A 22,265-nucleotide genomic window follows, 5' to 3' on the forward strand; every position below is an offset into this window, starting at 1 on the left:
GTTGGGCCAGAACATCTTTTAGTATCGAAGTTGAAGTTTTAGAGGTTACTAGTATGCACCTAAACAACCTGGCCACTCGTAATACAACCCACAGTGGCTTTTCGCAATCAAGCGACTGGTGGCTACAAGAAAAGCAGCAGACACTTCTGCTGCTTTTTCAACAAGTAAGCCAACGAGTACCAGCCTACGCTGATTTTTTAAAAAAACATAAAATTGACCCTAGTAAAGTTAAACACTATAACGATCTCTCTGTTGTCCCTCCTGTAAGCAAAGACAACTATCTACGGCAATACCCGATGCCGATGTTATGCTGGGATGGACATATCAATCGCGGTTTAATGCTGTGCTCCACCTCCGGGTCCACGGGCGCACCCTACTATTTTCCACGCACGCAACAATTGGATCGGCAAGGCTCTTATTTATTGGAGCAATTCCTGAACCAGTCCCACTGCAAAGGCCCCGTATTAACCATCGTCTGCTTTGGCATGGGCGTATGGATTGGTGGGGTGTTAATCTACAGCGCGCTACAGATGTTACAACAACGCGATGAACGAGCAATCAGCATTATCGCGCCGGGAATCAACAAACCCGAAATTCTCTCTGCCTTAAAGAATCTCGCACCACAGTATGAAGAGGTCGTGCTGTTAGGTTACCCGCCGTTTATCAAAGATGTTTTTGATACCGCTATCAACGAAAATATTGATGTGCGTTCATTAAACATCAAATTGATGTTTGCAGCGGAAGCAATTACGGAAACCTTCCGACAATACTTGTGTGATCATATTGGGATTTCGAACCCTTTCACCGATATCCACAACATCTATGGCTCTGCCGACATAGGCGCTATGGCTATCGAAGGCGCAGCTGGCATACTCCTTAAAAAGCTGGCCAGTGAAAACCCGCAAGTTGCCTCAGACTTTTTCTTAGCGAGCAAAAACCCTACCGCCGCACAATACAATCCGCACTTTACAAATTTCGACTGCGAAGACAGTAATATTTTGGTGTCAGGTGATAGCGCACTCCCACTCATTCGATACTCACTTGGCGACCGAGGTGGCGTGTTTAGCTTTGCTCAAGCAAAAGAAATGTTAGCCGCAAGTGGAATCGATTTTGAACGTGAGGCGAAAGAACGAGGCGCAGGCCCGCTGCCCGAATTACCTTTTGTTTATGTTCACGAGCGCGTTGATTTCTCGGTAAAGTTTTATGGTGCTATTATCTTCCCGGAGCACATACGCGAGCCGGTACAAGACAGCCGATTCAAACAATACTTAACCGGTCGATTCTGCATGGAAATTGATGAAGACGGTCACGGTGATCAACGACTAGTCGTCTCCATTGAGTTGAAAAATGGCCAGGAGAGTACCCCTACTCTCGTTAAAGAACTCATAGAGCACATTCGGCCTTCTCTGGCTCACCACAGCTCCGAGTATGCAAACAACCTTCAAGCGTTAGGGAAAAAAGTGGATCCCACTGTGCGTCTACTGCCCTACGAAGATGAGCGCTACTTTCAGCAAGGCATCAAACAAAAATGGGCTCGCACTACAGATTCCGCGCCTTCGTAACTTCAACCAATCTGGAAATTAAACGATGGACTTAGAACTAAAAGAGGCACGTTTTTTGGTGTCTGGTGGCACACGCGGGATCGGTAAGGCAATCGTTACCGCGCTGCTTCAAGAGGGTTGCAGGGTGTCAACCTGCGGTAGGTCTTCAGACTCATTAGACTCACTCGCTTCAGAACTCAACGCACACCACGGAGATTCACTAAAAACTTACCAGGTAGATATCTCAAATCACAGCAGTGTCGAGCAATGGGTGAATGAATCTGCGTCGTTGTGGGGAGGTATTGACGGTATTGTCGTGAATGCCAGTGCTATGGTGACGGGTTCTGACCTGGAGGGCTGGAAACAAATGCTCGACAGTGACCTACTCGGCAACATTCAGTTCGTCACAAGTGCAATACCTCAGCTCGCTCATTCAGATCACGCGTCAATCACCTTCATCAACTCAACGGCCAGTGTAGAAAGCGCTGTTGATGTTATGGGTGGCAATAATGTCGCGCCCTATGGCAGTGTTAAAGCCAGCTTGCTTCACTTCGCTTCGATGTTAAGCACACAGCTCGCGCCGGAAGGTATCCGCGTCAACAGTGTATCGCCAGGTCCTGTAGAATTCAGCGGCGGAGTATGGGACAACATTCGGCAGCACAACCCACCTGTCTACAACGCCATGAAAGAGCGGTGTCGTATCGGGCGCATGGGCCGTCCAAGCGACGTGTCAAATGCAGTGCTTTTCCTTGCTAGCCCTGCGGCATCATTCATCACCGGTAGCAACCTGGTTGTAGATGGCGGTGCGACAAGACGCGTTCAATTTTAATTTGGTTGATACATCACTTGAGACAACGATTTTCAACAATTCCATCTATCAGGCGAATAAATTCGAAAGCAGGCCATATCTTGCAGGCAACTTAATCAAGCGGATTTAGGTTTGCAATCAGCAAAAAATCATCTCAGGTTAATCAAATACCTGCTCGATTTAGTTCAAAGCACCCTTATCTAACGTGCCTTTGTTTCTTTTCTTCCAACGAGAAAATTTATAAGTCTCTCAAAACTCCATATTGGCAAAACTTGTCGTGAAAACGACATATACCATGCAATCCAGAATCAAAAAAAAAATCCTTTGATCTCAAATTGTTGTAAACAAGACAATAATTGGAAAGCCCACTTTTTTTTGAGGGAATGGATATTACTAAACTTCCATAAATTCAATGACTTAGAATTTCGCCATTAACTTGGTGCAGCTATTGCTTATAGGATGCTGTCGGTTGACGTTTAATCGATACGATCACTCAATGAGCAAGCAATTTGAATTCGTAAATCATCGACCAGTCGATTGATAGATGACCACCGCTTAGTCATTTTTGCTCACGGCATCAGGTTGTCTTTTGCTAGGGCCAACAACTTTAAAAAGGGGATATAGTCATGGCAAAAGCCAAATTAACATTTAAAGATATTGATGTAACCGTAACCGTACCAGTCGGCGTTCGAGTCATCGAGATTTCGGACAAGCTTGGATCAGGAATAGTTTATGGTTGCCGAGAAGGTGATTGCGGAACATGCATAATGAAAGTGCAAGAAGGATGGGAGAATCTTTCCCAGAAATCTGTTATCGAGGAAAAAGTGCTAGCTGATAACGCAGCAGGTAGACACCATCGCTTAGCCTGCCAGGCACAAGTGTTGGGTGATGTCACGGTAAGCCCAGCTTAATTTCAAATTAGTTTTTAATGAAGAGGTAGACACAATGCCAGATATAATGTTCAGTAGCCCAAACTACAAGACCAAAACTCTTTATGCTGTTGCCGGAAGCCATACGGAAACCATTCTACAAATAGCCAAGGAACACAAAATACCCATCCAATTTAATTGCCAGGATGGGAAATGCGGTACGTGTCTAGTTAAGGTTGTTTCTCTCGAAACTAAAGAACGCATGGCAGGACCGTTAACCGAAAAGGAGCGTTCAGTCTTACTCGAGTTAGGTAAAATCACTCGAGCAGAAGTCGACAAAATGCTTGTAGACGATTTCCCCTGCACTTGGCGATTAGCCTGCCAAATGATTGTGCGCGATGAGGATTTGCTAGTAGAGTATGACGTTGAATAATGTTTTCTAGCATGTTTTGCACTTGAATCTTTTAGCGTCTAGATATTTTCTGCAATTTTCGTCAGCCTCTGTTCGCTAATTGATTTCAAGTACGCAAGCTCCAACAACCCTCCCTCATAGATTTCGTAGAGTAATCCCAAGGCCTATAGCTAAAACGAAATCCCGGAAATTTACCAATTTTAACAATCACTTTTCGACCCAAATAGTTATAGCACTTATATATCCGTTGTATGGCAAGCAAAACCTAACTGCAATGCCAACATACAGCTTTCATCACCTAGGTATGATGATGGTCAAACTCTAAAATACTACTGCTTGGCGGCCGAGTTTAGTAGGCGTAGAATTAGCAGCATGAACAGTACCCCCCTTAAAAGTGAATCACTCGTCCTCCGCAATCCGAAGATTATAGGTAATTCCTCCGATCCCACGGAAAAGTACGACCTTGTGTATAGTATTCCCTATCTCGCCGCCTACGATGTAGTTGGCCACCAACTACAAGTTGCGCGCCCACGGAACCATAAAGTGGCGATTCCACAAGAACAATTTGAGCTAACAAGCCGGTCTCTGCGCGTTCAAAATCAGACTATTGGCTATCGCCAGGCTTTGCCCACAGCACACCTCACCATCCAGTTCACTCAGATCAAAAATTATCGCGATTTGTTCTCTTACATTGAAGATAATGAGCGCTTGAAGCGTCTTGCTGCATTAGCCGAAGAAGCCGACAAATGTTTTGACTCCGAAGCGTGGACCGCCTATTGCGTCATGGCAACTGGGGTTATCGAAGGAATACTGGGGTCTTTTTACGGCGGGAAAAAAACACGATATGCCACACTACTCAAAACCGCCTATCAGAGCAAAATAATCTCCGCTCAAGATTATTATATACTCGATAAACTCTGTGAGTCTGAGGCGCTCATTCACGTTTCCAACCACGATATTCCACTGACTACCAAGCGTACCGCTAGCGCGGTCAACCGCGTATATTGGCGCGTGATACGCACCGACTGGAATAGCGAAGTCTAAGCTAGGCTGCATCACCAAGCGCTGATTAAGGCGGCCGCCCTGGTACTCGTTAATATCAGCTGATCGAATGTAAACCCACCTAACGACAACCTATCGATCGTCACTAATCTACGTCGCGCACCAGTAACCAGATCAAGAGTATCTGCGAGCTCCGCGCGAGGTTTTGAGTAATACATCACACAATGAGAGCCAATCGAATGGCTCTATCGAAATGGACATAGCGCTGATGCGCTCGCCCAACAACAAAATTGTGGACATGTATCGAATTCGGTATATTGACGCCCGTTAGTCATGCTAAATATCTATTCCCCGCTGCGCTCACAGCAAGGCACTTATTGCGTAACACACTAGGCCTACAGAAATGACAAATACTCCCCACACAGGCAGCCTCAGTGGCTATGATGCACGACATCTGCTTGCCTGGATTTTGTCAGGTGCGCTTGCAATCTATACCGGCGCTTTATTTGCGCAAAGCGCCCTATTCGAAAAGCAAACATTAACGCAGTTCGAGCGCCTGTTTATCGCTGATCGCGCTACACCGCCTCAGGATGTCATCGAAGGCTGGCAGCCAACACGATTAAAAGATATTTGGCTACCGCAAAGGCGCGCCATTTATCGGGAAGCATGGTATCGAACCACGTTTACGTTAGACACCATTCCAGAAGAGAAGCTTGGCTTATTTTTTGGTCGTATTAATTCACAAGCGAGTATTTGGGTAAATAACGTCGAGGTTGGGGCAACCGGTGACATCGATGGGCCGCCGCAGGTTAATTGGAACTATCCACAACTGTTTGAACTACCCGCAGAATTTTTGAAAGAGGGTGAGAACAGTTTATACATCCGACTGAAGGTGATGCTGACCAATACAAACGGCATATACGAGCCGGTATTGGATTTATATGACAACTTGGAAAGCGAGCATAGTCGAGCAACTTTCCTAAAAATTACCACCGCGCAAATTCTCTCACTCTTGATGGCGATAGGCATTGTCATCATGACAGTTTTCTATTTCTCGCTACGTCTTCCCAAAAGCTATATATGGTTTATCGCCGGTTCTGTGTTTTGGCTAATTTATAGTTTTAAGCTCTTCGTTAAAGATGTCCCTTTGCCGGAAAAATATTGGCTGTTTTTATTTCAATTCAGCCTTCAGGCGGCCGCAACATGCTATTACGGTGCAGTCGCGAGGATGCTTAATCTCAACCGCCGTATCATAGAATGGGTTCTCGTTGGTTTGCTTCTGCTTCACGTGTTGGTTGTCGTATCTAAATCAGCATTAGACTATTCAGGCCTGACGGTATTATTCCTTGGTATCACCGCACTGATTACCTTTGTCACTGGCGGTATGTTGAGCGTTCACGGCTGGCTACGCCGAAAAGAGGTAGGCCTATGGATGTTATCTAGCGGCCTCATCATCTGTGCGATGGTTGCATACGACATGACCTTTTATTTCTTTAGGATTACGGCCATTACCCCAAAGTACCCGTTTATTCCACTCGTCGCTAGTCTTCTAGGCGGACTGATTTTTTTCCGTCGCATCGTGTCTCTCAACAAAGAGAACGAAGATATGCGCACGAATATATCGTCAGTTAAGGACGCCATTACTCAGGAGCGAGAGCGCTTACTCAGAGAAATTCATGATGGTGTCGGCGGACAGTTAGTCAACACGATTGCCGTACTTCAAAAAGGAAATGTCACGAATGAAGACATCATGGATTATGTTAAGACGTCGCTAGACGATTTACGACTCATCATCAGCAGCCTTGAGCCCACCTCCGATCAAGGCGATATTCTCGGCATACTTGCGACGATTCGTGAAAGGCTAGAGATCCGGCTTAATCAAGCAGGGATAAAACTGGCTTGGGACATTGACGATATCCCCGATGTTGCCTGGTTCAATTCAGAACATGCTTTGCAATTGATGCGCATCCTGCAAGAGGCTATAACCAATGTTGTCAAGCACTCCGGTGCCGACACAATCACCCTTTCTTGCAAACTTGACCGCCAAGATCAAGATGATTTTGTCCATATCACTATGACCGATAATGGTGTTGGCTTTCAAAGTGAAAAAAAATCTGGCTCTTATGGTTTAGTGAACATGAAAAACCGTGCGGTTTTATTAAATGGTGTGCTTGATGTTACCAGCGCTCAAGACGAAAGCACTCACAATACTCACGGTACCAGCGTGTCGCTATGGATTCCCGTAACACTTTCAAAATAAAAAGGCCGCGTGATTACGCGGCCTTTAGTCCCTCTTGTTTACTTAGTGTTTAATTAAATAGCGCTGAGTTATTGTTCTCATTACTTTCTTGAACACTATTATTGCTATCCACCTCGATGAGTAAATCACCATCTTCTCCCGAATCATACAAGCAGGCATAACAACCCGTATTCGACAGTCCCCCTCCGCGAACAACGCACTTGCTGCGATTGTAGTTACTAGGTCGAGGAATCGATACGTTAAATGTTTGACCCGCCTGAACTGCCGGTAGAGCCGTTTCTCCAACCACTTGATTGCCTGACTTCATTTTTACATCGGAAGAACCAGAAGCTGCCGATCCTTGGTTGCGTACGTTCACACCAATGACTGCTGGAAGGGTAAAATTACGACGCTGGTAGCTACCCAGAAGCCCAGAGCCTTCTGTATTATTACTAGTATGCGTTGTCATACCTGTGCTGCAAAAACTAGGGTCAACAGAATGATAAACGTAGCTGCCTCCACGGCTATCATACTTGGTGACGGATGATTTGTAGCTCCAGTGATTCATCAAACTTTCGGGTTTTAGATCGGCTTTTGACGAAGTTTGCGAATTGTTTGAACCGCTATTAGTGGTTCTTGAACCCATGCTACCACCAACAACACGTACGCCAGTTCCTTGTGATTGATAGCGCTCAGGAATTACGGTCCAACGGAATTCACCACCCGCGACTCGGCGGCCGTTTACCATTAAGTGCGCAATCCCTGTCGTTGCTCCTTGCCAAGTCTGACCTGTGTAACGTGACGTTACACGGATGATCATGTTTGTTGGCGTTTTCTTGCGGATACTGACGCGACCAGGGAGACCCGATACGCTTGTGACGCCTTGAAAGTTTAAACCTTTCAACTCAAAGTCAAACTGTCTTAGTTGATAGCGCAAAAACATCGTTCCCTCTGGCGTTTTTTTAGTGCTAAATTCTTTGCACACGTGACTCGCTGCGCCTAGTACGCAATTAATTTTTACTCCGATAGTTGTTGGATTTTTTACTACCCGCGCTGCGTTATCAACAACCTTGCCCGTCGCTCGTCCCGCTTCATTCCACACACTTGCAATGGCAGCAGCAATCTGACGCGCAGTATAGCCAGCGCTTCGCATCGCACGCTCGGCATTTTCTTTGGTGACACCCATTTGCTTGAGGAGTGCGGCCATTTCATTAGCTGAAGTATTGATACCGGATTTTAGTGCTGCAACAATCTGCCCTGTTGAGTAGCCAACGGCCTCCATTCCTTGCGCAATTTGAGCAGCAGTCATGTTGTAAGCGCTGGCTAAGCCCGATGCAATTTGTGCAGCTGTATAACCTGCTGCCTTCATCCACTGGGTCGCGGTTTGCGCCGATGCATTAAATACGGATTGAGCAATTGCCGCCGCCGTCTGCGCAGTGGCCTGAACACCTTGTTTAATTGCAGCGATCACCTGAGCGCCTGAGTAGCCTACCGCTTTTAGAACCTCGGCAACTTGGGCAGCTCCCATGTTGTAAGCACTAATAACACTCGCCGCAATTTGTTCTGCTGTATAACCGGCTGCTTTCATCCATTGCGCCGCCGTCTGCGCACCAGCATTAAATACTGAACTTGCGATATCCGCCGCGACTTGAGCACTAGCTTGAACGCCTTGTTTTATAGCACCGATGACTTGCGAACCAGTGTAGCCTGCCGCCTTTAACCATGTCGCCACCTGCTGAGCAGACGCGTTTAATTCACTCTGTAACGCTTGAGCAATATCTCTTGCAGCATAACCGGCACCCTTTAGCCAAGCCGCTACTGTCGCTCCTGCAGCATTGAATGTTTGTTTAGCAATTCTGGCAGCGGTTTGAACACTCGCGCCAACCACGTTTTTCACTGCGGATATAACCTGCGCGCCAGTATAGCCTGCCGCCTTCATCCACCCTCCAATTTGCTGAGCAGAGGCATTAAAGGTGTCCTGCAAGGCTTTTGCAACTTGGTTTGCACTGTAGTTCGCCGCCCTAAGTAGTTGCGCAATTTGTTGACCGCCAAGGTTGAACGTATCATTCAAACCTTCCGCTATTTGGCTCGCGGTTTTATTGGCTTGTTTGAACGCTTGAATCAGCGCTTCCGGTGCATTAAAAGATTGGGTTGTTTGATTAAGGCACCTGACTTTGTCTAATCTGACAGGTGTTAGGTAAAATCCAACCAGAGGGTTAATCGAATTTTTGTCAAGCGTGATATCTGAAACACCTGTTAGATAAAAAGTCGCTTTATTATCTTTTAGGTTCTTTACGTAGTTCAGCTTACTTTGATTGATGGTTTTGGTTTCGTTGACGTCAAGATAAACTCTCTTTACTTTATCTTGTCTATTAAACCCCGAGCCCGTGTGATAACCATATTCAATTCGACATTCATTTGCGGCAAACGCTGACAGGCTCATTCCGCTCAGCATCATGAGCGTCGCAACAGAAAGTGTTTTCGATACGCACGGTTTTACAGTTAATCCCAATTCCTTCCTAGTAATATGTAACATGGTAGTCTCCTTAACGTGTGTTTTTACAACGTTAAGAATCATAAACAGCCCGCGGCAGTGCTGATATCCCCCAAACAAGGGACAGAGCCCTTTTGGGCATCCCCTATTTAGGTGATATGGGTCACTCCACAACATGCGTATGCTCTCTGTATAAATGGCTATATCACAGTTGAGGAAACCGTTACATGACCGCGCGGAAATCACTATCTACCAGGTTTCACCCGTTGTTTGTTGCGGTGTTGCTAGCAAGCGGGAGTACCTCCGCAGCCAATGAGTGTAGACTCAAATATGAGTTTTCCAATGGCTCCAGTAATCCCCAAAGAACACTGTCACTCTCTACTGGTGAAACGAGAAACATCAATCAAGTCGATACACTGCGAGTGGAGAATATTGGCAGGCAATCACTGGAAGTCATTTTTCAAGGCGGGCGACCATTACTGATTCCTACCAACCAATCCAGTCCGCATCGAGGGCTTCACACCCCACCGAAAAAACTGGTCTCAGTAAAATGCATCGATTCAGCATTGGATAGCGCCACTAGTCCGCAAGCGCTAACGACTGATTGGACACGCCAGGGGCGCAGCGCTATCGATATTGCGCGTGTTTTGAAGTCGCAATACACGCTAAATGCAGAGCAAACCACAAAACTGTTGATGAGTTCTAGGCATGGCATTGGAGACATCGCAGGCGCTCTACAACGCGTTTATAACGCCTCCACTCAAAGCATTGCCAGCACGCTCAAAGCAGAAGGGTATCCCGCAAGCGACATAATCTTAGCCTGTAACCAAGCTTTGCGTGCCTCACCGCAAACATCCGCGAAAATTGCTAAGGCACTCTTTCGCGGCTCAGCGTCGCAAACGGCGATTTGGTTAAAGAGTGCCAACTACCCATTAGCCCAAATACCGTCGGCGCTCCAAAGCATTGAAAGTAACCCAGAAAAAATTGTACAAGCGATTAAAACCGCCTATAACCCCAATGCAATGCAGCTTGTTTCTGTGCTGAAACGCGCGAATGTCGCAATCGATACGACGAACTGCACTACATCCAGGTGCACTAACAGCGCATCACTGCTTAAACGCGTTGGCTACCCGCTCAACGAGACATTGAAAGCACTTAAGTCCGAGTTCAATATCTCCTTTCAAGCGTCTTACGAAATTTGTAAAAACATCTACCGAGCTGATGAGCAAACAATTCGTCAAGCACTACAATATTCTGGGTATAGCTTACAGGACATTAATAACGTCCTTAGTAGATAACCGCAGCACGTCTTCTATAAAGACAAACTCATTGCGAATTAAATCTCTTTAGTACGGACACAAAAAAAGCCACACTGTGGCTTTTTTTAATTGCTAAATAGCAAGTTATTCGACGGTTATTTCTCGCCAATCACTTTCTGCAATGACGCGGCCCGATGTGTTGAGTGCTTTCACTTGCCACTTCATCGCACCAAAGCCAGAGACTATGTGCCAGGGCGGTGCGACATATTGATAAGCCCCCTCCTTGACGATTGCAGATAATACAACACCTTGCTCCGACTTCACTTGCAATTCGTAAAGCTGGGCTTCTTGGACTGGCTGCCAGCTAAAAACAGTTGATTGATCTGAGGTTGTCACTAACGCGGGTGAAGGGGATAACACTAATAACGTTTTTGCGTTACGGCGAGTTTCGAAACCATCGATCGAGTCCCCACTACCTACAAAATAACGTAACACCGGCATGGGAAAACCAGCAACGCCACCGGAGTTGGCGACACCACTCAACGTATTCGAATTACCCTCTTTATCGGCCGTTGCCTCCACACGCAGTAATATTTTATATGGTCCGTCTATATCTTTGGGTATTTGTGATGGATTCGGCCCAGAGAGAGTAAATTCACCCGATGGAGGAAGAAATACATCAAAGTGCGATAAGACGGTGTATTGACGCTGTGCTTGTCGTTGCTCAACGGGAAGCGTTGCCTCGGTGAATAAATCTAAGGCTGATGGCTCGGGGTCGCCAGGCATAACGACTTCCCAACGCCCTTTAAAACGACCCGTGCCATTGTATTTAATGGACGCCTTAATAGCGGGGACAGCATCTTCCTGAGATAAAAAATACACAGGCCTCATACCTTCTTGAGCGTCAAACTCAATCCGAACATCCGTTAACGCGAGCGGAGATCGTGCCCCGCCACCTGCGAGCCGACATGTAACCGTCACATAGGCATCCGTTAGACCATCGTTAAAACGTCGGACGTAGTAGAAGCTGCCATTGCTGCTTTGTTGCGCTAACTGAAATGCCTTGCGTGTAACCGAGGCAGGGATCGTCATAATATCCGTTAAGTTGTTAACACCGCCTGTACCACTCGTTTGTGCCAAATTATTCCGCGCCGGGAGATTCCCCAACAAGGTCCCTGGCACACAAGGATTAAAGGCACTCACACCCGTCGAGGTCACTTCGCTACACCAAAACGCTTCAACCGGCACCTCGTTAGCACCAATATTTTGAAAGGTTAAAAATACCGTTGTTACTCCCGTATGGCTAACGTTAACACCCGATGGATTGACGCCAGACACAGCGCCAACCTCAGCACTGACTAGAGCGGATACAATTAGCCATGCGAGATAAACCCTTAGGTTTTTTGTTGTGGATTTTACATTAATCATTGCATGACTCCTTAAAATAAGCTGATCGAAAGACCGCCATGGGTCGACCAGTTTCGTCCACTACTTTCAAATAGAAATTGATTATCGATACTGTAATTATCATTCAGCGAATGTCTTAAATACATCTGCGCTGGCATGCTGTGGCCACCAAAGCTCGGGATAGTAAATTGATAGGACAGCTGGGTTTGCATAGAGTAATTTTCAGCATCATTAAAATTTTGTGAGTCTTCAGATTCTGAGTAACTGTAGTTGCCACTCAATGATAAATTGTTGGTCATTTGCCAACCCAGGTTGAGACTGGCCGTGTCGTTGTAACGCTTGAGGGATTGCTCGAAATCGTTCGAAGCAACCTTCCCCAAAGTGAGCCCCAAATTAACCGTCGACGCTATTTGGGTGTTTATAGAAATACCATGATTGATATCGCGAAAGTCTGCTTCCGCTCGCCCGGGCTGACGATTATCTTGATCAGACCAACTGAAGGTATACCCAATACTGGTCATACCAATCTGCCAATTAAAGTTAAGGTTATGGCTGATATTAAATTGATCTGGAATGTGGGAATTGGGATCAAAACCGACCGGCAGGTTATCACCGTATTGATGAATTCGAGTTAGACTATAACCAACGTTACTTGGTAAGTAGACTTTGGGATCCTCACTAAACGCACTAACAGGCATATTCAGATTAATTGAATTATTTTTGGTCACTGTCGTCAATACCGTGTCGAGGTCATCTAAGTTATCTCGACTTTCATTTGTTGCCAACTGAAGTGATACATGCCCTAACTGACCACTCAACGATATCACACGACTTCGGGTATCGGCATTCACAAACGCGCCGACACTTTTGTACAGGGGATCGGTCTCTTCTTGTTTAAAACTCAGGGTCAGATTCGAATTCGAACCAGTTTCATAATTTGGCTGTAGAAAAGACCAGTCAAGAGACGCACTATAGGCGTCGTCTTTCGTTTCGAGAGACTCAACAAGATCATCCCCCTGGGACAGAAAAGGGTCATTGGGGTTTTCATAACGACTGTTAGCGTAGCTAAGATTGACACGCAATGCCCCGGAGGCAGATTGCCCCGAAACCACCAAACCGTAGCCCTGGCTTTTTTCCGCGTCGGCTACCTCACCAATATTAAATCCTAAATCTGACGTAATTTCTGCCGTGAGATAACTCAACTCGGCGCGCAAAGAACCGAGGTTGTTAGATAGCAGGTCGTAACCGAATGTCGTTGCCTGGATACTATTTTCGCTATAATTTTTAGTACCTAAAATATTATTGTAGCCCGTAATGGTTTGTCCGCTCTGGCTTGTTACCGAAACATCAACGCCCAACAATTTGGTTCTCGCTACAACACCGCGATTTGAAATGCCACTTACCAAGAGCGGGTTGTTGCCGTAGCTAACATGCCCTACAGCAAGCAAGGTATTATTTTTTTGAACTTCAACTAAATAGTCAGAAAGGTCGGTTTTGGGAGCCTCATTGTCAAGCTCATTAAAACGCAGCGCTTGCTCTCGCTCGCTAGTACTAACGATATTCGCATTGCTGCGAATTTCCCAATCTGCGCGGGTGTGCCGGGTCGACACCCCAAAGTTACCTGACAAGTGATGATAGGTGTCTGGATCAGTGGGTTGAGCGTCACCTTTCGCGCGACTGGAAAACTGAGAACTTTCTGTGACATCGCCGGTGACGCGAACTTCAGCCGTTTCAAAGCCGCCGCGAGTTAAAACATTAAGCGGTAACTCTGCAATAACCTGCCACTGACCGTCCTGAGTAATGGCATAGACCAAGAGCGACTGCTCCCCCTTCGGCAAAGGCAGGTCGCTTGAGGGGTAAAGAAATTCATCTAGCGCTTCCTGACGAATCAACGCTGTTACGTCACGCCCACCAATAAAAAACGCCAACCGCTCGGCTTTCACATCGGAGTCATCAACCACACGAAATCGTATCGATGTAGCAGCGCTTATCCATTCGCCCTGTTGAAATGACAACGGCTCAATAAACCCTGCATCCACAACAGATGTCCATGCAGCCAATCCACTCATCAGCCCACAAACCAACAGCCTCTTCCTAGTCATAGTACCCTTTTCCGCCCCATTCATTGCATTCCTCGCACTCTCAGAGATAATAAGTCCCTCATAAGCGGATAAGTTAGCGGTCGTAAAGCGATAGTCCTATCCCCCATATAGGGGATGGCTTAACGGCACCATTTAACGCAAGCTAGCACCTCAATGTATGGCCCTATCGGCCGTCAACTGTGAAGCAACCACGCTATAGGCGATTGACTATATAGGAATGCCCAACCATGAATGACACGGAAACGCCAACGGTTGCTATAGTGGAAGACAACCAAGCAACTCGCGAACGCTTGGCTGAAGTGATTTTCCGCTCCAATGAATTTCACCTGAGTGGTGTCGCGCAAAATTGCGCCGAAGCGAGACAGCTAATCGCAGACACTAAGCCACGAGTATTGCTGGTGGACTTGGGGTTGCCTGACGGAAGTGGCATAGATCTCATTAAGGAAACCCAGGCTTTATCACCTAAATCTGAAATCGTTGTCATCACTATTTTTGGCGATGAAAAGCATGTGGTATCGGCCATTGAAGCCGGCGCGTCGGGATATTTGCTCAAAGATCATGAAGCAAATCATATTCTCAATTCAATACGACAACTATTAGACGGTGGCTCACCAATTAGCCCAAGCATTGCCCGTCATCTGCTCAAACGGTTTCGCGCCCCCACTGACAACAACGGCGATGATGAAGCGCCAAAATTAACTTCACGCGAAGAAGAAGTATTGAACTTAGTGGCGAAAGGCTTTACCTACGCAGAGATTGGCAACATGCTGACCATGTCGACCCACACAGTGACATCGCATGTTAAGCACATCTATCGAAAACTATCGGTGAACTCGCGAGGCCAGGCTGTATTTGAAGCGATGCAGCTGGGCCTAATTGACCGGCCTCATTAGCGGTTTTTAGATCAGGCGGCTTGATAGCGCGCGCCTGGTGATGAATTAATTCGCTGATCAGTGAATCACAAACACTCTAATTTGCACAAAATCACCTTTGGGTGATGGCGTGATTGTCCCTGTAAAGACACGCTGATTAAGCCATTCGTACTGGCCCTTAGGGGCTTTAAACGTTGGCGTTGTACGAACATAACGTGAGGCGGGCATGTTTTTTTCCTCATCCGCCGCGACAGAGGCAACCAGCCCTCGGTTATCGACTTCAATCACAGCGCCATCAGCGGTTTTAATCGCATAAATCGCTTTGACTTCAAGCACACCATCTGGTCTAACCAGCTGCCAATCTGCACCGCCCGGTATCACTTCACCGCTGATTTTCGCACCATCCAAGTGTTGGCCTTCAAATTCACCCCCAGTAATGGGAATGAATTGACGCATTCCCGCATCACTAGGGCCCACTCGAACCGGCGCACCAATGAGCACTTTCAAGTCCATTACCAACTCAGTGGTAGGGATTTTTACATCCGGTTTTTGCCAGGTATCTGCTGAGCTATTCATCGTAAAACCAACCGTGGAAAGTAGTAAAAATAAGGTCTTCACTAAAACACTGCATGATTTAAACATCGGTATTCCCTTTTTATTAAAATAGCGAACGTAGAACTGATTGACGCCCGTCAGAAGAATTTATTCGGTGATGTAAAAATCTACAATAACATTAGCCGCTTTGCGCATACCAGAGCCAACAAATAGTGTTTGATTTAGCCACATCAGTTCCGGTACAGAGGTCTCGAGGGTTGCAGAGGTACGAAAATAATATTCGCTAGGGTCAACAGGCTCACCAGCCGCGAGCCTTGCCATCACTTGTTCGGGCCCATGGCGAAAACCACGATCTTGAATATAGATAATCTGCCCGTGGTCTGTTTCAAGAGAATATCGAGCATCAATCAACGTGCTACCATCTTGCCGCTGTAGCAGCCAATCGCCACCGCCCGCTAGCACCTTCCCCCGTATACCTTCGCCTTCAAATATGCCGCCAAGAATCGGCACATAGCGACGCATACCGTTGGCTGTTTCACCGATCTGTGTCGGCGCTCCAACCTCTAACATAACGCGAATAAAGTGTTCGAGTGACGGTTGTACCGGTGTCGTCAAGGTGTCCATGGTTAGCTAGGTTGAGTTTCTTTAGCGTCTTTGTTGACGGCTTCAATATTAAAGCCCGCGGTTTGTTTGTAGCGCGCAGCGACTTCTTCAAGCTCCGCTTGCGGAATCACATCATGGATATGATCGAAACCGTCGGGCGACCGTTCTTCGGCCATTTGCATCACCTGTTCTGGGCCGTTTTTACGGTTAAGTAAGACGATGTTTGCAGTCGCCGGGCGACGTTCTTTCTCATAATTGGCAAAAGTTGTGGTTAGATCATCCCCCTTGGCAAATTCATCGGCTAACTTTTCAGCGTCCAGGATGCCCTGAGATGCACCATTTGATCCAATCGGGTACATCGGGTGCGCGGCATCGCCAATGAGAGTCATATTACCAAATGTCCATTGCGGTAACGGGTCGCGATCAGATAGCGGGAATTCGTAAACATGCTCACAATTGTCAATAATGCTTGGCACATTCACCCAGCCAAAATCCCAATCTTCGAATGATGGTCTAAACACATCAATTGAGACTTCCTTGTTCCAATCTTGCTCGTTTTGCACGTAATCTGGAACACTCAATTCGGCAATCCAGTTAATCAAGACTTTATCTTCGCCAACAGGCATCAATGGATAGGCGACGAATTTACAATCTTGGTGACCTGCCATGAACATGGTACTGCCATCAAGGAATGGTTTATCGATGGTGACGCCGCGCCACAAAATACGGCCCCCGTAGATAGGTGAGCCTTCATCAGGATAGAGGGTTTTTCTGGCGGTTGATTTAATACCATCGGCAGCGATTAAACAGGCTCCTTCAATGACCTCACGTTCACCATTTGTTTTTTCAAAGGTCGCTTCAATACCATCAGCTGTGTCTTTCCAGCTATCCAATTTGTAACCAGTGCGAACCTGCTCTTCTCCCAATTTGAATCGTGCTTCGCGCAATAGCATCATCTGCAGCTCGCCACGATGAATAGAAAACTGTGGAAAGTGATAGCCCGCATTCAAACCACGTGGCTCAGCCCAAATTTGCTGACCCAATTTGTTGTAATAGTGAAGCGCGCTAGTGCGAATGGCGATTTCGTCCAATTTTGGCTCTAGCCCCAACCCGCAAAGCACTCGAACTGAATGGGGCAACAAGTTAATGCCTACACCAAGCGGCTGTATTTCATCAACCGCTTCAAGCACCAGTACCGATTTACCTTGTTGGTTCAGAAGAAGAGCTAAGGTAAGGCCTACCGGGCCTGCACCTGCAATAATGATTGGCTTCATCAATTCATCAACCCATGCTGCATGTTATTTTTTGAGCAAGGCATGATAATAGAATTGATTAGTATGTTGAACTAATTATGGGAAAATCAGGGAAATAAACCCAAAGGGTCAAGGCCGGAGTAGGCTATAACCGACCTCAACACTCAGGGCTCAAGTGGCTGCAAGGAGCTTACCAACCGGCTTTGAAGCCCAAATCCAGGTTGTACATGATGGCGTCTATGTCTCGAATCTTGCCATCCACTACCCGGAATAACTCAGCAATGTAGAGGCTGCGCGGCACCTTTCGACTATCGACACGCGGTCCATCGCTAGGTAAGTCAGAAGGCCCGAAGCGACCAGGAGCCACCTCGATATTGCCCGGTATATCAAAAATTCCCCAGGCCAGCACTAACCCACGCTCTTCATCGACGACTGACACGCGCCGGTCACGAATGTCGGTAATGTAGTTGAAACGGTGAAAGCCAATCGGACAGTCTTCCGTGGTTGGGTTTTGATTTTTGAGTAAAGTCACACCATTTTCTCGCCGAACACACTCTCGGTGCATAGGCACACCCTCATCGGTGCTCTTCGCAATGCCATCAAAGTACGCGTGCGCGGCGGCAACTAATTGATCTCGTGAACTACGTGCACTTTCTGGCAGCACCACGTCGTAAATCGGATTGGGCGCTTTCAACTGGCTTATTCGAATGAGTCGATTTCGCTTATCCGGGCGAGAAAGCAAATGCTCCAGTTCCGTTACCTCTCCATCACTGAAACGAAAACGAACGGCCATTAACAGTGGCTCTTCAACGCCATCATGCTGTTCGGTAAAGACACCAAAAAACGTTGCCTCTTGCAGGCTTTGGTCGATGAACGTTTGTTGATAACCACCTTTGCTGGTAATCGTTTGCCAAACACCGTCGCCCAGTTGAGTTACCTCCCCATTCTGGGTACTGCGTAACTTTGATGCGAAGAAATTAATATCACTGTGACGATGATTGACCATCGCATCGATAGTTTGAGTGACCTTACTTTGTACACAGGCGCGATCACAGGGTGCAGCCGATACATGAGCAGCCAAGACCAAACTCGCCATGGCGAGCATCAAACGATAGACCCAACTTGCATGAAGATTATTGTTTTTTAATGTCATAGTAGTTTCCCTTTCGACTGACGCCTTAGTTGTGTGGAATAACCGGTAGAACCAGCGCTGACGATGTATCCCCACCAAAATACACAGTGACTTCAGGGGCCGGTTCGACGCGAGGCGTGGCCCGCTTATCAGCAAAGTTAAGTGTGAGGCGAATTTGATGGCCTTTTTTAAAGACATTCGACATAACGTAAAAATCGAATTCTAATTCTACTGGCATACCCGCTTGCAACGGTTGTACAGATGCCTCCGTAAACGGGTGATAGGGTAAACCCAAATTGTTATAAGGCGCGTCGGCCGTTTGTCGCAAAGAGGCTCGCAAACGCCCTTCCACCGTTCGGTAAGTTGCGCTGCCATCAGGCGCAACATCGTCAATACGAGCAACCACATCAGCATCGCTCACTGAACTAGACAACCACAAACGCAACACCGGGTGACCGGTAATTTGAATGTCGTTAGCTAATGGTGCAGTGACAAACTGTAAGCCTTTATCCCAGAAGTTTTTATTATCAATGTCATAATCAACTGTCTGAGATACCTCACCCTGTGCGACACTTCCCGGTGCAATACCATCTGCAGTTAATTGCCCTTCTGACAAGACAAATTCCGTCGACTGCTGTTGAGGCAAGGGCCAGGCCGCTGCCGTGTGCCAGCCCGGAATACCGATTGACGATGTTTCTAAGTTGTAGGTGTAATAGGTAACGGGGTTTTCATCCATCACGCCGTTATCGACACCTTTCAACCAGCGATCAAAAAAACGTAATTCTTCAACAATGATGTCAAAACCCGTGTCTTTTTGTACGCTTGTCCAATCACAATGCGTTGCAGGCCCGACTGTCAATTTACGGGGGTTATTGACATTATTAAATGTAAAATACGGGCCATAACCTGGACCTTCTTCATCTAAGTTGGCAACGGTATATATCGCAATACCGGACTTCTCGATTGTGTCTTTGTAGGTGTACGGGCTACTTTTAATCCACCATTGGCTGCCAAAATTTTCAGCAACACTATCGCGAAATGGCGTATAGCCCGCTGTTTCGATATTGTCTTTATGCTCGGCAATAGCGGCCGCGAGTAAACTTTTATCCTCGTCTGCACTGACAGGTGCCGCTAACTTGTCGCGCGCTTCACGACTACCGCCGCGCATCACACGTGTTGGCACACCTTCAGGCGGGGCCATGCCGCCAAAATTAGCAAAGGGATACACATCCCACTCACAACTCATGGGGAAAACCGCTTTTAAACTCGGGGGCGCTACCGTCAGTGCCTGCATCTGACTGCCGCCGGTTGCAGAACAGCCCCACATGCCCACATTACCCGTACTCCATTCCTGAGCAGCTAACCATTCGGTAATGTCGTACGCATCCCAACGCGCTGCATCCTGCCATTCACCGCGATTAAAGCCTTCGTTTGTGCCGTAACTCGCATACAGGCCGCGAAAATCGGCGGTTGCTACTGTGTAACCATATTTCACCAGGTTTGCGGCCTTTCCCGGATAGGCTTCACCCGTTAACGCAGGCCCATAGTTGCGCCGATTGTACGGTGTATGCATCCATAACACCGGGGTTTTATCGGTCGTTACCTCACCATTGAGAGTGGGGCGATATAAATCCACAGCAATTTTCGTCCCATCGCGCATTTCAATGTACTGAGACTGTAAATCGTAACCATCGTATTTTATGTCTGAGTACCCACGGTAGGCACTGGGCTTCGATATTTTTTTCTCGTCTAACGCAGCGGCGCCTGATTTATTTTCTGGCTGCACACCGCAACCTGCAAGCAAAACCACAGCGGACGCCATTATACTTTTACCAAAATGAGACATTATTTTCCCTCGATGTATTTATTCTTTTATCGTGCTAAAAATTAACTAACCGTATTTTAAATTTTCAACGTTAGAATTTTCTCAACGGCTGCCAGGCAATTCTTTCCGCGCGGCCTGGGTCGTTCACAAGCTGGCTATCATTGTTAAATAACATTGTTGCTCTATTATTTTCTTCATACGGCTTCCAGGTAGGCAATGCAGCGTTGTTTGGATCGCCGGTTCGCGCAAAACTAATCCATGTTTCGGCCATAATCGCCGATAGTGCAACGGCATCAGGGCCACCGCCCGTAAATGCACTACTCAGTTGCGCGTTATCAAATACAAATGGAATCTCTAGAGCATGAGGAGCCATCAACAAACCATCCCAAACTGGTGTTTCCCAATCGAAGCGGTACATATAGGTTGGTGCCGCGCCTAACGTCGCTTTTCGCTCTGCCAACACAATAGAATCCATGCGGTATCGATCATCACTATCAATAAGCATTAAAATTCTACGCAAGCTCTTGTCAGGGTAGGCATTGCGGTACACCGCAATCAGTTCGTCCGCCTTATCGCCGACCAGACGCTCAACGTGTGCCCGCAGCATGTTTTCATCAACATTATCCAGCCGAGGGTTCGGCGTAAGAAACAAAGAAGATTCGTGACGATTACAGCCAACAATAACCGGTACATCAATTGATTCTTGAGGGGCGGTAGGGTCAAAGGGCCAATGAGGCATATCAGGCCCCATGACGGGTGCCCAACCATATCGTTCAAAGAACGACGCATCTTGGGGCAACTGCGTTAACACTTTTCGCTCTGCTTTTCCTTGGGCTGCAATTATTTTGTCGAACGGTACGTCCAATAGCTTTTTATAATTGCTACGGCTAATCCCTAGCTCATCCAGTAAAGCCAATGTCCGCAAGTGAGCGGTTTCATTGGAAGAAAATCGTAAACCTGGACCACTGTGTACAACTGCAGAGTGAAAAAGCCCTTTTGCGCCAGGCAACGCCAACATAGTTGACACTTTTCTGCCGCCACCAGATTCACCAAAAATCATCACTCGATTGGGATCACCACCAAATTGCGCGATATTATCTTTGACCCATTCCAAAGCGCGGATGATATCGAGCATCCCCACCATACCGGATCGCTGGTAATCTTGATCTAAGTCACCAAGGTGTAAGTAACCCAACGCGCCCAATCGATGATTGATTGTAACGACGACCACATCACCTCGACGGCATAAATTAATGCCATCGTATAAACTGGATGCGCCACTGCCCGACATAAAACCACCACCGTGCAACCACACCATCACCGGCCTAGTGGCTTCCTTCTTCACACCGCGCGAACAAATATTGAGATATAAACAATCCTCAGAATGCGGCTGTGAATTTAGCGGCGCAAACAATTCGCGGGTTATGCGCGCCCCAGCACCAGACCTTGGCAAGGTTGCCGGACCGCCACCGCCTTGCGGCGCCATAAAACCAAACTCGACGGTATCGCGTACCCCTGTCCATTTCGCAGCCGGCTGAGGAGGCAAGAAGCGATTTTTCCCACCGGTATCCGCACCGTAGGGAATACCGCGAAATACATGCACACCGTCGGCAACACCACCGCGAATTTTTCCACTTTCAATGTTGACAACAGATCGTGGATCGGGAATCACAGACGCCAACGCATTGCTTGATAACAAAGAACCCACGCCAGCAATACCGGCCACTTGTGCACTGCGATTCAAAAAAGAACGTCGATTAATTTTATTTTTATACATTTTTTATCTCTTTAAAATTATTGCTACTGTCCGCGAACAAAACGTCATCGAAGCCGTTAAATTGATGCGCAGGATTCTGAGAAGCATAGTCTAGGCCGCTAGGAGAAATTTTTAA

17 protein-coding genes are annotated in these 22,265 nt (G+C 47.0%); 8 read left to right on the top strand and 9 right to left on the bottom strand.

The features are described from left to right. The first annotated feature begins 53 nt into the window (after nt 1-53). The 6 genes from ACZ5NB_RS14985 (at nt 54) to ACZ5NB_RS15010 (ending at nt 6,892) form a co-directional block, all read left to right on the top strand. A complete protein-coding gene (locus ACZ5NB_RS14985; RefSeq protein WP_460239155.1) occupies nt 54-1,562 on the top strand; it encodes a phenylacetate--CoA ligase family protein in 1,509 nt (502 codons plus the stop codon). A gap of 25 nt (nt 1,563-1,587) precedes the next feature. After that, entirely contained in the window at nt 1,588-2,370 is a 783-nt protein-coding gene (locus tag ACZ5NB_RS14990) for an SDR family NAD(P)-dependent oxidoreductase (protein WP_460239154.1), read from the top strand. 605 nt (nt 2,371-2,975) lie between these two features. Beyond that, nucleotides 2,976-3,260, top strand: a complete 285-nt coding sequence (locus ACZ5NB_RS14995; protein ID WP_460233044.1) for a 2Fe-2S iron-sulfur cluster-binding protein — start codon at nt 2,976-2,978, stop codon at nt 3,258-3,260. A gap of 34 nt (nt 3,261-3,294) precedes the next feature. Then, nucleotides 3,295-3,651 (top strand): 2Fe-2S iron-sulfur cluster-binding protein, encoded by a 357-nt coding sequence (locus ACZ5NB_RS15000; protein WP_460233045.1) that lies wholly within the window; start codon nt 3,295-3,297, stop codon nt 3,649-3,651. A 351-nt stretch (nt 3,652-4,002) separates the two neighbouring features. Continuing rightward, nucleotides 4,003-4,674, top strand: a complete 672-nt coding sequence (locus ACZ5NB_RS15005; protein WP_460233046.1) for a hypothetical protein — start codon at nt 4,003-4,005, stop codon at nt 4,672-4,674. 361 nt (nt 4,675-5,035) lie between these two features. Beyond that, complete coding sequence (locus ACZ5NB_RS15010) at nt 5,036-6,892, top strand: sensor histidine kinase (RefSeq protein ID WP_460233047.1); 1,857 nt, start codon at nt 5,036-5,038, stop codon at nt 6,890-6,892. A gap of 49 nt (nt 6,893-6,941) precedes the next feature. Here ACZ5NB_RS15010 and ACZ5NB_RS15015 read toward each other — a convergent pair whose 3' ends face one another. Next, nucleotides 6,942-9,407, bottom strand: coding sequence for a CARDB domain-containing protein (locus tag ACZ5NB_RS15015; protein WP_460233048.1), 2,466 nt, complete (start codon nt 9,405-9,407; stop codon nt 6,942-6,944). A gap of 185 nt (nt 9,408-9,592) precedes the next feature. Here ACZ5NB_RS15015 and ACZ5NB_RS15020 point away from each other — a divergent pair, with 185 nt between their 5' ends. Then, nucleotides 9,593-10,663: a hypothetical protein gene (locus tag ACZ5NB_RS15020; RefSeq protein ID WP_460233049.1), complete on the top strand. Its 1,071-nt coding sequence runs from the start codon at nt 9,593-9,595 to the stop codon at nt 10,661-10,663. 105 nt (nt 10,664-10,768) lie between these two features. Here ACZ5NB_RS15020 and ACZ5NB_RS15025 read toward each other — a convergent pair whose 3' ends face one another. Continuing rightward, nucleotides 10,769-12,052 (bottom strand): hypothetical protein, encoded by a 1,284-nt coding sequence (locus ACZ5NB_RS15025; protein WP_460233050.1) that lies wholly within the window; start codon nt 12,050-12,052, stop codon nt 10,769-10,771. A gap of 11 nt (nt 12,053-12,063) precedes the next feature. Next, nucleotides 12,064-14,100, bottom strand: a complete 2,037-nt coding sequence (locus tag ACZ5NB_RS15030) for a TonB-dependent receptor (RefSeq protein ID WP_464107570.1) — start codon at nt 14,098-14,100, stop codon at nt 12,064-12,066. Nucleotides 14,101-14,360: 260 nt separating this feature from the next. Here ACZ5NB_RS15030 and ACZ5NB_RS15035 point away from each other — a divergent pair, with 260 nt between their 5' ends. Continuing rightward, the gene (locus tag ACZ5NB_RS15035) at nt 14,361-15,026 is read left to right on the top strand and encodes a response regulator (RefSeq protein ID WP_460233052.1); all 666 of its coding nucleotides are present in this window, start codon (nt 14,361-14,363) and stop codon (nt 15,024-15,026) included. Between the two features lie 57 nt (nt 15,027-15,083). Here the strand turns inward: ACZ5NB_RS15035 and ACZ5NB_RS15040 are convergent, their stop codons facing one another. The 6 genes from ACZ5NB_RS15040 to ACZ5NB_RS15065 form a co-directional block, all read right to left on the bottom strand. Then, complete coding sequence (locus tag ACZ5NB_RS15040; RefSeq protein ID WP_460233053.1) at nt 15,084-15,581, bottom strand: DUF3237 family protein; 498 nt, start codon at nt 15,579-15,581, stop codon at nt 15,084-15,086. 126 nt (nt 15,582-15,707) lie between these two features. Further along, nucleotides 15,708-16,184: a DUF3237 domain-containing protein gene (locus ACZ5NB_RS15045; RefSeq protein ID WP_460233054.1), complete on the bottom strand. Its 477-nt coding sequence runs from the start codon at nt 16,182-16,184 to the stop codon at nt 15,708-15,710. Between the two features lie 2 nt (nt 16,185-16,186). Continuing rightward, complete coding sequence (locus ACZ5NB_RS15050; RefSeq protein WP_460233055.1) at nt 16,187-17,437, bottom strand: flavin-dependent oxidoreductase; 1,251 nt, start codon at nt 17,435-17,437, stop codon at nt 16,187-16,189. 169 nt (nt 17,438-17,606) lie between these two features. Beyond that, entirely contained in the window at nt 17,607-18,569 is a 963-nt protein-coding gene (locus ACZ5NB_RS15055) for a hypothetical protein (RefSeq protein WP_460233056.1), read from the bottom strand. Between the two features lie 25 nt (nt 18,570-18,594). Then, nucleotides 18,595-20,370 (bottom strand): CocE/NonD family hydrolase, encoded by a 1,776-nt coding sequence (locus tag ACZ5NB_RS15060; protein WP_460233057.1) that lies wholly within the window; start codon nt 20,368-20,370, stop codon nt 18,595-18,597. A 94-nt stretch (nt 20,371-20,464) separates the two neighbouring features. Beyond that, nucleotides 20,465-22,150 (bottom strand): carboxylesterase/lipase family protein, encoded by a 1,686-nt coding sequence (locus ACZ5NB_RS15065; protein ID WP_460233058.1) that lies wholly within the window; start codon nt 22,148-22,150, stop codon nt 20,465-20,467. Between the last annotated feature and the right edge of the window lie 115 nt (nt 22,151-22,265).

It is taken from the genome of Aurantivibrio plasticivorans, from assembly GCF_055392955.1.

Bases quoted from the DNA above. Each gene is read 5' to 3' on its own strand.
- ACZ5NB_RS14985 (WP_460239155.1), top strand. From the start codon at position 54: ATGCACCTAAACAACCTGGCCACTCGTAATACAACCCACAGTGGCTTT.
- ACZ5NB_RS14990 (WP_460239154.1), top strand. From the start codon at position 1,588: ATGGACTTAGAACTAAAAGAGGCACGTTTTTTGGTGTCTGGTGGCACA.
- ACZ5NB_RS14995 (WP_460233044.1), top strand. From the start codon at position 2,976: ATGGCAAAAGCCAAATTAACATTTAAAGATATTGATGTAACCGTAACC.
- ACZ5NB_RS15000 (WP_460233045.1), top strand. From the start codon at position 3,295: ATGCCAGATATAATGTTCAGTAGCCCAAACTACAAGACCAAAACTCTT.
- ACZ5NB_RS15005 (WP_460233046.1), top strand. From the start codon at position 4,003: ATGAACAGTACCCCCCTTAAAAGTGAATCACTCGTCCTCCGCAATCCG.
- ACZ5NB_RS15010 (WP_460233047.1), top strand. From the start codon at position 5,036: ATGACAAATACTCCCCACACAGGCAGCCTCAGTGGCTATGATGCACGA.
- ACZ5NB_RS15015 (WP_460233048.1), bottom strand. From the start codon at position 9,407: ATGTTACATATTACTAGGAAGGAATTGGGATTAACTGTAAAACCGTGC.
- ACZ5NB_RS15020 (WP_460233049.1), top strand. From the start codon at position 9,593: ATGACCGCGCGGAAATCACTATCTACCAGGTTTCACCCGTTGTTTGTT.
- ACZ5NB_RS15025 (WP_460233050.1), bottom strand. From the start codon at position 12,052: ATGATTAATGTAAAATCCACAACAAAAAACCTAAGGGTTTATCTCGCA.
- ACZ5NB_RS15030 (WP_464107570.1), bottom strand. From the start codon at position 14,100: ATGAGTGGATTGGCTGCATGGACATCTGTTGTGGATGCAGGGTTTATT.
- ACZ5NB_RS15035 (WP_460233052.1), top strand. From the start codon at position 14,361: ATGAATGACACGGAAACGCCAACGGTTGCTATAGTGGAAGACAACCAA.
- ACZ5NB_RS15040 (WP_460233053.1), bottom strand. From the start codon at position 15,581: ATGAATAGCTCAGCAGATACCTGGCAAAAACCGGATGTAAAAATCCCT.
- ACZ5NB_RS15045 (WP_460233054.1), bottom strand. From the start codon at position 16,184: ATGGACACCTTGACGACACCGGTACAACCGTCACTCGAACACTTTATT.
- ACZ5NB_RS15050 (WP_460233055.1), bottom strand. From the start codon at position 17,437: ATGAAGCCAATCATTATTGCAGGTGCAGGCCCGGTAGGCCTTACCTTA.
- ACZ5NB_RS15055 (WP_460233056.1), bottom strand. From the start codon at position 18,569: ATGACATTAAAAAACAATAATCTTCATGCAAGTTGGGTCTATCGTTTG.
- ACZ5NB_RS15060 (WP_460233057.1), bottom strand. From the start codon at position 20,370: ATGGCGTCCGCTGTGGTTTTGCTTGCAGGTTGCGGTGTGCAGCCAGAA.
- ACZ5NB_RS15065 (WP_460233058.1), bottom strand. From the start codon at position 22,150: ATGTATAAAAATAAAATTAATCGACGTTCTTTTTTGAATCGCAGTGCA.